Source organism: Pseudomonas granadensis, from assembly GCF_900105485.1.
Taxonomy (GTDB): Bacteria; Pseudomonadota; Gammaproteobacteria; order Pseudomonadales; family Pseudomonadaceae; genus Aquipseudomonas; species Aquipseudomonas granadensis.
The window spans coordinates 4,345,079-4,358,498 of record NZ_LT629778.1 but is presented as its reverse complement, the minus strand read 5'-3'; the positions used below and the strand labels follow the sequence as shown (position 1 = coordinate 4,358,498).

The 13,420-nt window shown below is 60.0% G+C and carries 11 protein-coding genes; 5 read left to right on the top strand and 6 right to left on the bottom strand.

Annotated features, from left to right (window positions below):
- Positions 1-307 precede the first annotated feature (307 nt).
- Positions 308-1,633, top strand: a complete 1,326-nt coding sequence (locus tag BLU52_RS19250) for an APC family permease (protein ID WP_090285921.1) — start codon at positions 308-310, stop codon at positions 1,631-1,633.
- Between the two features lie 7 nt (positions 1,634-1,640).
- On the opposite strand, the gene BLU52_RS19245 is transcribed toward BLU52_RS19250, so the two are convergent.
- The 4 genes from BLU52_RS19245 to BLU52_RS19230 are packed head-to-tail and all read right to left on the bottom strand — an operon-like array spanning position 1,641 to position 7,688.
- Entirely contained in the window at positions 1,641-3,044 is a 1,404-nt protein-coding gene (locus tag BLU52_RS19245; protein WP_090285919.1) for an ATP-binding protein, read from the bottom strand.
- Entirely contained in the window at positions 3,041-4,855 is a 1,815-nt protein-coding gene (locus BLU52_RS19240) for a DAHL domain-containing protein (protein ID WP_090285917.1), read from the bottom strand. The genes BLU52_RS19245 and BLU52_RS19240 overlap by 4 nt, the downstream gene beginning before the upstream one ends.
- Positions 4,852-5,829, bottom strand: a complete 978-nt coding sequence (locus BLU52_RS19235) for a cytochrome-c peroxidase (protein ID WP_090285915.1) — start codon at positions 5,827-5,829, stop codon at positions 4,852-4,854. The genes BLU52_RS19240 and BLU52_RS19235 overlap by 4 nt, the downstream gene beginning before the upstream one ends.
- Complete coding sequence (locus BLU52_RS19230) at positions 5,817-7,688, bottom strand: putative bifunctional diguanylate cyclase/phosphodiesterase (RefSeq protein ID WP_090285913.1); 1,872 nt, start codon at positions 7,686-7,688, stop codon at positions 5,817-5,819. Before BLU52_RS19230 ends, BLU52_RS19235 begins: the two co-directional genes overlap by 13 nt.
- A gap of 292 nt (positions 7,689-7,980) precedes the next feature.
- On the opposite strand from BLU52_RS19230, the gene BLU52_RS19225 reads away from it, so the two are divergent.
- The 4 genes from BLU52_RS19225 to BLU52_RS19210 all read left to right on the top strand — a co-directional run bounded on the left by BLU52_RS19225 (position 7,981) and on the right by BLU52_RS19210 (position 11,049).
- Positions 7,981-9,339, top strand: a complete 1,359-nt coding sequence (locus BLU52_RS19225; protein ID WP_090285911.1) for an HD domain-containing phosphohydrolase — start codon at positions 7,981-7,983, stop codon at positions 9,337-9,339.
- A gap of 65 nt (positions 9,340-9,404) precedes the next feature.
- On the top strand, positions 9,405-9,839 hold the full coding sequence (locus BLU52_RS19220; protein ID WP_090285909.1) for an NUDIX hydrolase: 435 nt from the start codon (positions 9,405-9,407) through the stop codon (positions 9,837-9,839).
- A gap of 23 nt (positions 9,840-9,862) precedes the next feature.
- Positions 9,863-10,501 (top strand): LysE family translocator, encoded by a 639-nt coding sequence (locus tag BLU52_RS19215; protein ID WP_090285907.1) that lies wholly within the window; start codon positions 9,863-9,865, stop codon positions 10,499-10,501.
- A gap of 2 nt (positions 10,502-10,503) precedes the next feature.
- Positions 10,504-11,049: a GNAT family N-acetyltransferase gene (locus BLU52_RS19210; protein ID WP_090285905.1), complete on the top strand. Its 546-nt coding sequence runs from the start codon at positions 10,504-10,506 to the stop codon at positions 11,047-11,049.
- Here BLU52_RS19210 and BLU52_RS19205 read toward each other — a convergent pair.
- Entirely contained in the window at positions 11,007-12,287 is a 1,281-nt protein-coding gene (locus tag BLU52_RS19205) for a hypothetical protein (protein ID WP_090285903.1), read from the bottom strand. The genes BLU52_RS19210 and BLU52_RS19205 overlap by 43 nt on opposite strands.
- Before the next feature lie 151 nt (positions 12,288-12,438).
- Positions 12,439-13,356 (bottom strand): transcriptional regulator MetR, encoded by a 918-nt coding sequence (metR, locus tag BLU52_RS19200; RefSeq protein WP_090285902.1) that lies wholly within the window; start codon positions 13,354-13,356, stop codon positions 12,439-12,441.
- Positions 13,357-13,420 lie beyond the last annotated feature (64 nt).

Genomic DNA, 13,420 nt, shown 5'->3' with positions numbered 1-13,420 from the left:
TGCCCTCACCCTAACCCTCCCGAAACGTCGGACCGCCCGGGGGGAGAGGGGACCGACCGAGTTGTTGGTTCGAGATGCGCCGACGTGAAAGACCGAGTTGAACAGAGGATTTGAAATTCACGCAGATCAGCTCCCTTTCCCCCTCACCCCCTTGGGGGCGGTCCGACGTTTCGGGAGGGCTGGGGTGAGGGGGAAAAGATCTCAAGCCGAACCTGACTCAAGCCACACCACAACACAAAAACACCCCCGAAAAAACTTCGCCGCACCCGGCTCTGCCATAAAACCAATAATTCGGAGTAAGTCGCCCATGGCTCGTTTGCAACGCACCCTTTCACTGGGGTCGGTGGTGCTGTTCGGCATCGCCTATATGACACCGATCATCGTCCTCGGCACCTTCGGCATCCTCGCCCAGACCACCGCAGGACTCGTTCCGGCGGCTTATCTGGCCGCGCTCGTGGCAATGTTTTTCACCGCGATGAGTTACGGGCGCATGGCCGCTGCATTCCCGGTCGCCGGTTCCGCCTACAGCTACGTGCGCAAGGCGATCAGCCCCAAGCTCGGTTTCATTGCCGGTTGGGCAGTGTTGCTCGATTACCTGTTTCTGCCGATGGCGATCTGGTTGATCGGCGCGGCGTATCTGGCCTCGGCGTTCCCGTCGATCCCGCAATGGCTGTGGGTGCTGGCGTTTATCGGTGTCACCAGTGCGATCAACATCGTCGGCCTGAAACTGGCCAATGGCGTCAACGCTGTGCTGATGCTGGTGCAGTTTCTGGTGCTGATCGCGTTCGTCGCGCTGTGCGTGCATTACATCGGCGGCGATGCAAGTACCTCGTTGTGGTCAATCGAGCCGTTCTTCAATGGCGACCTGCAAATGCCGTTGATCATGAGCGGTGCGGCGATCGCCTGTTATTCGTTTCTCGGTTTCGATGCGGTCAGCACCCTGACCGAAGAAACCCGCGACCCGCGTCGCACCATTCCGCGGGCAATCATGCTGATTACCTTGATTGGCGGGGTGATCTTTATCGGCGTCTCATACTTCGTGCAGAGGGCGCATCCGTCGTTCCAGTTCGACAGTGTCGACTCGGCGGCTTATGAAATTGCGCGCAATATTGGTGGCGACCTGTTCGTGTCGATCTTCCTCATCGGTCTGATCGTCGGCCAGTTCGCGTCGGGGCTGGCGGCGCAAGCCAGCGGCTCGCGCCTGCTGTTTGCCATGGGCCGCGACGGGGTGCTGCCGAAAGCGTTTTTCGGCACGCTGCATGCGCGCTTCGGTACACCGGTCAACAGCATCCTGCTGTGTGCCGCAGTGGCGTTGCTGGCGCTGAAGCTCGACGTGACCACCTCGACTTCGTTCATCAACTTCGGCGCGTTTCTGGCGTTCAGCCTGGTCAACCTGTCGGTGATTTTTCATTACTGGATCGGCGGCGAGAAAAAGGGGCTGCGTGAACTCGTGCTGTTTTTGCTCTTCCCGCTTATCGGACTGGTTGCCGATGTCTGGCTGATGGTCAGCCTCGATCACCTCGCGGTCTACCTGGGCCTGAGCTGGCTGGCGATTGGCGTGGTGTACCTGGCCGTGCTTACGGGCGGTTTCCGTCGCCAGCCGCCGGAGCTGGATTTTCAGGAAGCGAGCTGATTCTGCCTCATGCGGCCGGGCGGTTCTGGCGCATGGGCAGCTCGACACGGAACGTCGTGCCCACGCCCAGTTCGCTGCGCACCTGAATGTCCCCGCCATGTTTTTTGACGATGCCGTAAGACAGCGACAGGCCAAGCCCGGTGCCCTGACCGACCGGTTTGGTGGTGAAGAACGGATCGAAGATTTTCTGCAGCGTATCCGGGGCGATGCCCGACCCGGTGTCGGCCACCTCGACCCAGGCCATGTCTTGCTGCAGGCCGGTGCGCAAGGTGATGGTGCCGCGCTCCGGCCCCATGGCCTGAGCCGCGTTGACCACCAGGTTCATGATCACCTGATTGATCTGCGACGGCAGGCATTCGATGTCCGGTAGCGGCTGATAATCCTTGATCACGTCGGCCTTGTATTTCAGTTCGCTGGCGACGATGTTCAGGGTCGACTCGATCCCTTGCTGCAGATTGGCCCACTGCCATTGCTGATTATTATCGACGCGGGAAAAGTCTTTCAGGTCTTTGACGATCTGGCCGACCCGGCCGATGCCTTCCTTGGACTCGCGAATCAGCAGCGGAATGTCCTCAAGGAGAAAATCCAGCTCAGCCTCTTCACGCAGGCGCTGCAGTCTGGCGGCCGATTCGCTGTCAAGGTGTGGCGCACAGCTCTGGTAGGCCTCCAGCAGCGACAGCAACTGTTTGAAATAGCCGTCGAGGGAGCCGAGATTGGAGGATATGAAACCGATCGGGTTGTTGATTTCGTGGGCGACACCCGCCGCCAGTTGCCCCAGTGAAGCGAGTTTTTCCGACTGCACCAGTTGCCCTTCGAGCTGCTTGCGTTCGTCGATTTCCCGTTGCAGGGCTTCGCTGGCCTGTTTGAACTGCACGGTGCGCTGGTCAACCAGATGCTCCAGATGGTGCATTTGCAATGAAGCCTTTTCGGTCATCTGCCACTTGGTCAGCAGGGTGTTGGCCATCTGCTGCACTTCGATATTGTCGAAGGGCTTTTTCAGGATCAGCAATCGGTCGTGCGCCTGCAGGCGGTCGAGCAGTTCGTCCCAGGAATAATCCGAATAGGCGGTGCAGACCACAACCTGTAACTGCGGATCGTGCTGCCAGAGGTGTTCGATGGTTTTCGCCCCGTCCCAGCCGTCAGGCATGCGCATGTCGACAAAGGCCAGTGCGTACGGACGCTGCTCTTGCAGAGCCTGGATCAGTTTGCCCAGCCCTTCCTCACCACCGTAGGCCGAATCCAGCTCCAGCAGTGGTCGCTGGGGCCGGGTCTGCGCGCCGAACAGCGCGGCCTCCATCTCGTCCAGCTCCGCTGACTGCACCGTCGCGGGGGTGAGAATCTTGCGAAAATCTTCATGAATCGACGGCATATCGTCGATCAACAGAATGCGCCGGTTCGACAGTTCGCTCATGCGTGCTCCGTTACGGTGATCAGCGGTATCTGCAAGGTAAACAGCGCGCCTTTGCCCGGCCCGTCGCTATGCGCGCTGAGATGGCCATTCATCTCGATCGCGGCCAGAGCGCAGCTGTGCAGGCCAAAGCCGTGGCCTTCCTTGCGGGTGGTGAAGCCGTGGGCAAAGATCCGCGTCATGTTCTCGGCGGCGATGCCCTCGCCGTCGTCCTTGACGCTGATCTGCAAAAAGCTGTCATCGACGGTCTTCACTGCCAGAGTCATGGTGCGCGGACGATTGCTCAGGTCCGACATTGCGTACTTGGCGTTACTGATGAGGTTGACCAGGATCAGCAGCAGCCGGTGTTTGTCGCCCATCACTTGCGGCACGTCACCGTAGTCCCTGACCACCGTGACGTGATGGCGGGTCAGTGCGCCGGCGTTCATGCGCAAGGCGTCTTCGAGCAGTTCGTCGATAAACAGCGGCTCGGTCATGCTGCTGGCGCCGGCATAGGATTGCTGGGTGGCAACGATGTCCTTGATGTGGTCGACGCTTTTGCTCATTTGCGTCAACTCGTCGGTCATTTCCTGCTGTTCCTGGGCAATGGCGCCGACCAGTTGGTTGAGGTAGCCGGGGAGCAATTTGCCTTTGGCATCTTCTTGCAGGAATACGCCGAGATCGTCGGGGTGTTCGTTGATCAGTTGCATGGCCTTGCCCAGGCCCTGAGTCTTGCTGTTACGTAACTTGCGCGCGATCAGGTCGGCAGAAATGTTGACGCTGTTGAGCACGTTGCCCACGTTGTGCAAAACGTTGGTGGCGATTTCCGCCATGCCGGCCTGCCGTGCGGCATCGAGCAGTTCGCTTTGCGCATTCTTCAGTTCGCGGGTGCGTTCCTCGACCCGTTGCTCCAGTACATCGTTGGCGGTTTGCAGCGCCGCATTGACCCGGTTGATTTCGGAAAAACTGCCGATCAGGCGAATGGCCAGGACCACCAGTGACAACACCAGCAGCACGGAAAACAGCAGCATGTAGAAATGATATTGCCGATCGATTTTCTCGGCTCGCTGCTGGTCGCGATCGAGCAGGGTGGTGATGGTGTCCAGGCGTTCGGCCACGGGAATGGCTTCGATGCTTTCGAGCAACTGATTGACCACCGGCTGTTCTCGCCCGATCAGCGCGATGTGATTACTGAGAATCCTGATCGGTGCCTGGAATTCCTGCGGCAACCGTTGCGCATTCACCGCCAGTTTGTTCAGCCCCAGATCGATTTCAGCGGCGCGCTCGGCGCTGGTGACCTGGGCGTATTCCAGTGCACTGAGCAGCAGGTCGTAGGTGTCGGTGGTGGTGTTCTGCAACTGCAGTTTGTCGAAGTCGGGCAGGTTGGCCAGTTGCTGCTGGATATCGTCCTCGGCGGTGGGCAGGAACGCCAGGGAGTTGCGCAACAGGGCGTTGTGCGATTTGAACTGCTCGACCAGGCGGGTTTTCTCTTTGATGGCCTGCAGAAAATCGCTGTGCGCCTGATTCCATTGCGCTCCGTGGTTGCGTCCGAAGCCGGACTCGATAGCGTCGAAGCGTTCCCAGAGCTGGTTGATGGCATTGAGCGGTGAGACCAGTGGGTCGTAGTTGTGAGAAATCGCCACCCTGGCCTTGAGGATTTCGTTTTCCCACAGCGAATCCTGTTGTTTGATCTGCCGGATCAGATCCCGCGATTCGGTATACATCACGGTCTGGTCGGAACTGGACTTGATGTACAGAAACAGCAGAACGGAGGCCAGTACCGAGGCGATCAGCGTCAGCATCAGCAGGCTGCGGCGCCGCGAAACGTCCATCATGGCTTGCCCTCCCATTGGCCGCTCAGGGTCTTGAGAAACAGCACGATCAGGCTTTTGTCTTCGGCGCTCGGCATGCGCCCCAATTGATACTGAAACATGACGTCCACCGCCCGCTCGAGGGTCGCCGCCGAGCCGTCGTGAAAGTACGGCGCAGTCAGGGCGACGTTGCGCAGGCTGGGCACCTTGAACACCGACCGATCAGCTTCCTCACCGGTGACGTTGAAGCGCCCCTGATCGGCCTTGGTTGCCTGGCCGCGATCGGCAACGTAATCGCCAAACACACCGAATTTCTGGAACATGTTGCCGCCGATGTTCACCCCCTGATGACAGGCGATGCAGCCGTATTCCTTGAAGCGCTGATAGCCTTGTTTCTCTTCGTAGCTAATGGCGGCGGTGTCGCCCAGCAGGTACTGATCGAAGCGTGAACCGGGGGTCAACAAGGTGCGTTCGAAAGCCGCCAGCGCCCGCTGGATATTGGTCCTGGTGACGCCGTCCGGGTAGATCGCGGCAAACTTGCGCGGGTAATCAGCGTCCTCGCCGATGCGTTTTACAACGGTGGCCCAGTCACTGCCCATTTCATGCGGGCTGGTGATGACCACATCAGTCTGCTCTTCGAGCGTCTCGACGCGACCGTCCCAGAACTGCCGAAAGTTGAGGCTGGCGTTGAACACCGTGGGTGTATTGACCGCCACCGGCAGGCCGTCGAACCCCAACGACAGCGCGCGGTTGTCGGCACCGTTCTTGTCCAGTTGATGGCAACTGGCGCAGGACAGGGTGTTATTGACCGATAGCCGGGGATCATGGAACAGCTGCCGGCCAAGGGCCACGCGCTCCGGGCTCTGGCGTGTCGCGGTGGGCAAGGGTTTGAGCGGCTCGTTCAACGGTTCGGCCGTAGCGCTGCCAGCGCACAGGCACAGCAGCAGTGCCCAAACGCACCGCCACAGGCCTTTCGACAGGCGGCTCAGTGACTGCATGGGGCGCTTTTTCCCTGAGCGAGCCATTGGGCGAATGCCGCCGCCGGCAGTGCCTGGCTGAAATAATAACCCTGGCCTTCTTCGCAATGGTGATCCTTGAGAAATGCCAGTTGCTCGGCCGTCTCGATGCCTTCGGCAATGACCTTGAGACCCAGACTCCTGCCCAGGCTGATGATCGCATCGACGAGGGCGGCATCGTTGCTGTCGCAGCTCAAGCCGCGAATGAATGACTGATCGATCTTTAGCACATCGATGGGAAACCGACGCAGGTAACTCAGGCTCGAATAGCCGGTGCCGAAATCATCAATGGCCAGCCGCACGCCCAGCGCTTTCAAACGATTGAGCGCGGTCATCGTCGCCTCGACGTTCTGCATCAATACGCCTTCGGTTATCTCCAGTTCGAGAATCTGCGCGGCCAGCCCGGACTGCTCCAGCACTCGCTCGATGCTCGCAACGAAGTCAGGCTGACGAAAATCAATTGGCGAAATATTCACCGACAGGCTGAGCGGCGGCAGCCCGGCCCGTTGCCATGCGCGCGCCTGGCGGCAGGCTTCGGCGAGCACCCACTGACTCAGTGGCACGATCAGTCCGCTGTCTTCGGCCACGGCAATGAATTCGCCCGGATAGATCAGCGTCTGCCCGGGCTTCTGCCAGCGCACCAGCGCTTCGGCGCCGACCACGGCAGTACTGCGCAGATCGATTTTCGGTTGATAGTGGAGGACGAATTCGTGCTGCTGCAGGGCGCGGCGCAGGCCGGATTCGATGCTGTGCTGTTCACGGGCGCGCTGGTTCATGGCTTCGATGAAGAAGGCGCTGGAACCGGGGCCGTGCTCCTTGACGTTGTGCATCGCGGTTTCGGCTTTCTTGATCAGTTCGATGGCCTCCAGCCCGTCCTCGGGATAAAGGCTCATGCCCAGGCTGGCGGTCACGCTGATCTCGTGGCCGGCAATGGTCTGCGGTTGGCGAATGGCCGTGAGCAGTTTCTCGGCGATGCCGTGGATTTGCTGGGGATGATGGATGTCGCCGAGGAGCACCACGAACTCGTCGGCGCCGTAGCGAAACACCGAGTCCGAGTCGCGAACGCACGCGCACAGCTGCTGGCCGGTGCGCTTGAGCATTTCGTCACCGGCCGGGTGTCCCAGCGCATTGTTGATGCGCTTGAAGCGGTCCAGACCGAGAAACATCACCACCAGTTGTTTGTCATGCCGGCGGCAGTTCGCCAGTGCCTGGGTCAAACGATCGCCGAGCAGGGTGCTGTTGGGCAGCCCGGTGAGCGAGTCGTATTGCAACAGGTGCGAAACCTTGAGCAGTTCGTGAACCCGGGCCTCGATCGTGCGCTCCAGGCTGAGCATCTTCAGCGCCGCATCCTGAGCGAGCTGCCACTTCCAGGTCAGTGCATTGGCCATCTGGCGGATTTCCAGGCTGTCGAAGGGCTTTTTCAGGATCAGCAATTGATCGCCGAATTCCAGCCGCTCGGCCATCGCTTCCCAGCTGTAATCGCTGAATGCCGTGCACAAAGCGATTTGCAGGTTGGGATCGACCCGCCACAATTGTTCGATGGTTTCCAGGCCATCCCAGCCGGGCGGCATGCGCATGTCGATGAAGGCCAGCGCATACGGATTGCCTGCGTGCAGCGCGCGCTCGACCAGGGTGAGGGCGTCCTGGCCCTGATAGGCCGAATCGAGCTCGAAGGTCAGATGCGGTGCTTGCGCATCGCCAAACAGCGTTTGCTCCAGCTGCTGCAACTCGACTTCGTCCTGAGCGCGCGGCGCGAGGATCTTGCGAAAGTCATCGTGAATCGCCGGTGTGTCATCGATGATCAGGATGCGTCGATTGGTTTGTGCGAAGGGTGTCTTCATCGCCAGTGCCCCCCGACATCGGCCAAGTGAGGCCGGGCCCTGAGCGTTGGAATTGCTCGCGATACACACGCTGTTGTCATCGGGAACATCCTTGCCCTCGTCCTGGATCTGTTCGACGACCGCAGTCGTTTACTCGATTGAGCGTAGTTGGCGCCTCGCCATTTTGCCTGCGAGCGCCGGCAGAAGTTTTGCGTGAAAGTGTAAAAAATCATCTAGCCTTGAAGCAGGCGCCGCGACACCGGGGGGTGTGCTGCGCATCGTTCATGTCCACTGTTTTGCTTGAGGCCTTGCCATGGAAGAGCCAACCACGCCCACACCGAGTCAGCGACCGAAGGTGCTGCTGGTCGACGACGAAGAATCCATTCTCAACAGTCTGCGCCGCTTGTTACGCGGTCAGCCCTATGATGTTCTGCTGGCCACCAGCGGTGCCCAGGCGCTGGATCTGCTGGCGCAGCAACCGGTGGACCTGGTGATGAGCGATGCGCGCATGCCCGGCATGGACGGCGCGACGTTGCTGGCGCAGGTGCGCGAACGTCATCCGGGGGCTCTGCGCATCATGCTTACCGGTTATGCCGACCCGAGCGCCATTATCAAGGCGATCAATGACGGGCAGATCCACCGTTACATCAGCAAACCGTGGAACGATGAAGAGTTGCTGCTGATCCTGCGCCAGGCGCTGGAGCATCAACATTCGGAGCGTGAGCGGCAGCGCCTGGAACGTCTGGCCCGGGCGCAGAATGTTCAGCTCAAACAGCTCAATACTTCACTGGAGAAACACGTCGCGGCGCGTACCGCCGAGCTGCAGCAGACCGCCGACATGCTCGATCTGGCATACGAAGAACTCAAACGCAGCTATGTCACCGGCACCGAGGTGTTTTCACTGCTGGCGAACCTGCGCTTGCCGCCCGCCAAACAGACCAACCGGCAGATCATCGAGCTGGTGCGCGGCTACAGCAAGGTCCATGGCCTGGACGAAGCGTCGAGTCGCGACCTGACCATGGCCGCAGCGTTGTACAACATCGGCAAACTGAGCTGGCCGGATTCGATGATGGTCACGCCGTCGGACCTGCTGCACTCGGCAGAGCGCGAGCGCTATCGCGGCTATCCGAAGCAGAGCGAATCGCTGCTGATGACCCTTGATCCGATGAAAGATGCCGCGCGGCTGATCCTGCATCATCAGGAGCATTGGGACGGCAGTGGTTTTCCCGACCGGCTCAAGGGCGAGGCGATTCCGTTCGGTTCACGATTGCTGAAGCTGGCGGTGGACTTCGTCGAACTGCAACGCGGCTTGATTCTCGAACGGCAGATGAACAACGACGAAGCGCTGCTGTACCTGCGTCAATACAGCGGCCGCCTGTACGATCCGGAGCTGGTCGAGGCGTTCATCGAGGTCTGTGTGACATTGCTCAATGACGTCGCCCTGATCGACCCGCAGGTCAAAGTGTTGAGCACCCGCGAACTGAGCGCCGGGATGATTCTGGCGCGTAACCTCAATGCCGATAACGGCATGCTCCTGCTCAACGCTGGCAAGGTGCTCAGCGGCCCGTTGATCGAGAAGCTGATTGCCTTCGAAGCCATGGAAGGTGGCAAGTACCGGGTGTTCGTCAAAGAACCCGAGGAGCCAGTGGCCGCGCTCGAGGCACAGGGCTGAGGTGCATGACGGCGGGTGGTCGGGCATGGGATCCTTGGGTTTTTGTCCCAGGGATTTTCCGCCTCATGCCGCTGACTTCTGACACTTCGCCCCGCACCCTCCGTATCGCTGCTGCGCTGCTGCTCAACCCGCAAGGGCAGACCTTGCTGGTGCGCAAGCGCGGTACCACGGCGTTCATGCAACCGGGGGGAAAGATTGAAGCCGGCGAAGAACCGGTGCATACCCTCGCGCGTGAGCTGGAAGAAGAACTCGGACTGCACATCAATCCCGCGCAAGCGACGTTCCTCGGCGAATTTTCCGCACCGGCAGCCAACGAGCCGGGGTTTGTCGTGTATGCACAGATTTTTCAGCTGACCATCGCAGTTGACGTCTGCCCGGCGGCGGAAATCGAGGAAGTCATCTGGGTCGATCCAGTCACTGATCCTGCGGTCGAACTGGCGCCATTGACACGCGAACACATCCTGCCGTTTTATCGCCGTTCACTGAGCGCACTCGCCTGATCATCCACGCAAGGGACTTTGCCATGATCCCGCTTGAAGACCTGCTGATTTTTGCCGCCGCTGCCTTGCTGATGGTACTGACGCCGGGGCCGAACATGATTTACCTGATCTCGCGTTCGATCTGTCAGGGACGCCGGGCCGGTGTGACGTCGTTGCTGGGCGTGGTCGGTGGGTTTTTCGTGCATATGTTCGCGGCAGCGGCGGGTTTGACTGCGGTGTTTCTCGCCGTGCCGATGGCCTATGAAGTGTTGAAGTGGGCGGGCGCGCTGTACCTGCTGTGGCTGGCCTGGCAAGCGGTGAAGCCCGGCGCGCGTTCGCCGTTCGAGGCGCAGCAACTGCCGGCGGATTCAACGCGCAAACTGATCACCATGGGCTTTCTCACCAGTGCACTTAACCCAAAAATTGCGGTGTTCTATCTCTCGGTGTTTCCGCAGTTCATCAGTCCTGAACACGGCTCGGTATTCGCGCAAAGCATCGTTCTGGGCCTGACCCAGATCAGCGTCAGTTTCAGCGTCAATCTGCTGATCGCGTTATTTGCCGCCGGCATTGCTGCGTGGTTTGTGCGCAATCCGACGTGGCTGTCGCTGCAACGGTATGTGATGGGGTTTGTCCTCGGCGGTCTGGCCGTGCGCCTGATGCTTGAACAGCGCAAGACGGCCTGAACATGTGGATCGAACGGCTGGACGCCAGCCATGCGCTGGCTTATCGCGAACTGATGCTCGAGGCCTACGACCGCCATCCGCAGGCGTTCACCTCAAGCGTGCGCGAGCGCGCGGTAATGCCGTTGAGCTGGTGGGAAGGGCGCCTGACCAGCAAGCTCGACGTCGTTCTCGGCGCGTTCGAAGCCGGCACGTTGGCCGGAATAGTCGGCCTAGCATTCGAGCCACGCGAGAAGGCCCGACACAAAGCCACGTTGTTTGGCATGTATGTGTCGGCGGACTTTCGCCAGCACGGTTTGGGCTTCGAGCTGGTGCAGGCGGCCCTCGCCGAAGCGCGAAACCATTGCGCGCTGAAACTCATCCAATTGACCGTCACCGCTGGCAATGCGGCCGCGTTCAACCTCTACCAGCGCTGCGGCTTCATCCAGTACGGCCTCGAACCGCTGGCGGTGCGAGTGGGTGAAGATTATTTCGACAAGATTCACATGTGGCGCGAGATCAGCGAGCATCAGCGCGGGGGCGAAACAGTCGATTCCTCATCGACCGGGTAAACAGGACAAGGCACTGGCCCGGTATAAACCGGCAGTTCGGGGTCGGCCTCGGGCGCGCTCATGAGTCCTCCCGCTTCGGTGTTCAGTCGCACGACTTTAATGTTTCGAATGCCGAAGTCGTTGCCATGGCTGCCATCCTGGGAGTTGGTGATGTACAGGCGTGCCACCTGCCGTTCGGTGATGGTGAAGGCATTCAGAAAGAGGTACCAGATGCCATTTTTTGGCACTTCACGGCGGTCACCGGGCGCCGTCGCCAGACTGGTCGCCGCGCACAGGATGGGGTTGATCAATTCCGGACTGGGGCTGTCGGCAACATGAGTGCCTTCAAACGTGAATCGGTACTGCCCGGGGATGAATGTGAAATCGCGATAGAGCACTGCCCCGGCAAAACCGGTCGCGGTTCCGACATCGGTGAAGTTGAAAAACGCGGTCACCCATTGATTGTTCATGGGGAAACGGCGGATGTATCCGGAGCGAGCGCCGGCATGTTCAATCCAGCCGTTCAAGTTATCCGCCAGTGATGTGTAGTGGTCCTCCCATTCCACCGTTCTTGTATTGATGACGATAGAACTCGTCGCCGACACTTGGCTGTTCCCCAACTGATCGACGATTCGGGCGCTCACCTGATGCGTACCGTCGCCGATCTGCTGGAGTTCAGCGGTGGTCAGGGTGTAGGTGATCGGATTGGCGGGGTGAACATAGGCAATTGTTTTGCTCCAGGCCCCGACCGTCAGGCTCAGCTCGTCATATCGCCGTGGGTAATTGCGCGCAAGCGTGAACGTGGCTGGCTGTGTCGGGCTGGCACTGGGCGGATGACTGACAGTGATTTCGCATGCCGGGTGATGGAGCAGCACGTTCAGCACCGGGGTCGAGTCATCGGTGTTTCCGCTGGGGCGGGTCACCCTGTAAAACAGCGTGTTGGCGCCGTTTACCAGCCATCCCCAGGGCAGTTCCATTTTTATCCGGTTATTCTCTTCGCCTTCCCTGATGTTCTTGATCACTGAGGTCGGCTTGCCGTTGGCCCACAGTTCCACGGAGTCGTCAACGGCCAATGTGGTAGCGAGCGTCCTCGGTGGATCAATGACCATGTACAGGCTGGTGGACGGCGAATGAATGCTCAGGGGAATGCCGCCGTGGTATGCCCCTGTCGGTAGCACGGGCGTGCGCCACCCTGGAATGAACATGGGCAGAAGCGCCAGCGCTTCGTTTGCCTGCGATGAATGGAGCGTGCTGTTCATCTTCTATCCTCGGGCTAAGGGTGCCGGAACCGGTTCGTGGTAGGCACCATCAGAACGCGACAGAAGAAATGTGTCACCTGTCAGACCTGACAGGTGAGGGTGGTTTCAAGACGAATGGTCACTCAACGCATTCAGTGGAAATGTTTGAGTTTCAACGAACCGCGCTGACCCCGTCCAGGGTCGAGAACGAGGTGTCCTTGGCCGTCAGCAGGAAATCGCGCATATACGGCGCATCAAGCATGTCGGTGCGAATCGCCGCATACAGCGTCGCAAACAGGCCTTTCTCGCCAAGTCGCTTGCCCTTCACATACCCGCGCGAACTGTATTCATGCAGCGCCCAGTGCGGCATGCCGCAGACACCGCGGCCGCTGGCGACCAGTTGCATCATCATCACCGTCAGTTCCGAAGTGCGCACCTGCGCCGGTTCGATATCGGCCGGTTCGAGAAAGCGCGTGAAGATGTCGAGACGATCTCGTTCCACCGGATAGGTGATCAGGGTTTCGCTGAGCAAGTCTTCCGGAACGATGTACGGCTTGCTCGCCAGCGCATGCTGATTGGCCACCGCGAGCATGGCTTCGTAGGTGAACAGCGGCACGTAGGTGATGCCGGCAATGTCCAGCGGGTCCGACGTCACCACCAGGTCCAGATCGCCCCGGGCCAGTGCCGGCAGCGGCGCGAAGGAGAAGCCCGAAGCGAGGTCGAGTTCAACCTCAGGCCAGGCGTCACGGAACTGGTCGATGGTTGGCATCAACCACTGAAAGCAACTGTGGCATTCGATCGCCATGTGCAGGCGCCCGGCAGTGCCACCGGCCAGACGGCCGATGTCGCGCTCGGCTGCGCGCAGCAGCGGCAAGGTCGCATCGGCCAGTTGCAGCAGGCGCAAACCGGCGCTGGTGAAGCGCACCGGTTTGGTTTTGCGTACAAACAGCGCCATGCCCAGGCGCTCTTCGAGTTCCTTGAACTGATGCGATAACGCCGACTGCGTCAGGTGCAGGCGGTCGGCGGCATCGACCAGGCTGTCCGCGTCGCGCAGGGCGTGCAAGGTTTTCAGGTGACGGATTTCAAGCACCGAAGGCTCCATGAGCAAAACTTGTGATTAACAGCAATGCGTTGAGTTTGTCTCATGATGCTTC

What these genes read in the sequence shown, in the direction of transcription:
- BLU52_RS19250 (WP_090285921.1), top strand. Translation starts at nt 308, where the DNA reads ATGGCTCGTTTGCAACGCACCCTTTCACTGGGGTCGGTGGTGCTGTTC.
- BLU52_RS19245 (WP_090285919.1), bottom strand. Translation starts at nt 3,044, where the DNA reads ATGAGCGAACTGTCGAACCGGCGCATTCTGTTGATCGACGATATGCCG.
- BLU52_RS19240 (WP_090285917.1), bottom strand. Translation starts at nt 4,855, where the DNA reads ATGATGGACGTTTCGCGGCGCCGCAGCCTGCTGATGCTGACGCTGATC.
- BLU52_RS19235 (WP_090285915.1), bottom strand. Translation starts at nt 5,829, where the DNA reads ATGCAGTCACTGAGCCGCCTGTCGAAAGGCCTGTGGCGGTGCGTTTGG.
- BLU52_RS19230 (WP_090285913.1), bottom strand. Translation starts at nt 7,688, where the DNA reads ATGAAGACACCCTTCGCACAAACCAATCGACGCATCCTGATCATCGAT.
- BLU52_RS19225 (WP_090285911.1), top strand. Translation starts at nt 7,981, where the DNA reads ATGGAAGAGCCAACCACGCCCACACCGAGTCAGCGACCGAAGGTGCTG.
- BLU52_RS19220 (WP_090285909.1), top strand. Translation starts at nt 9,405, where the DNA reads ATGCCGCTGACTTCTGACACTTCGCCCCGCACCCTCCGTATCGCTGCT.
- BLU52_RS19215 (WP_090285907.1), top strand. Translation starts at nt 9,863, where the DNA reads ATGATCCCGCTTGAAGACCTGCTGATTTTTGCCGCCGCTGCCTTGCTG.
- BLU52_RS19210 (WP_090285905.1), top strand. Translation starts at nt 10,504, where the DNA reads ATGTGGATCGAACGGCTGGACGCCAGCCATGCGCTGGCTTATCGCGAA.
- BLU52_RS19205 (WP_090285903.1), bottom strand. Translation starts at nt 12,287, where the DNA reads ATGAACAGCACGCTCCATTCATCGCAGGCAAACGAAGCGCTGGCGCTT.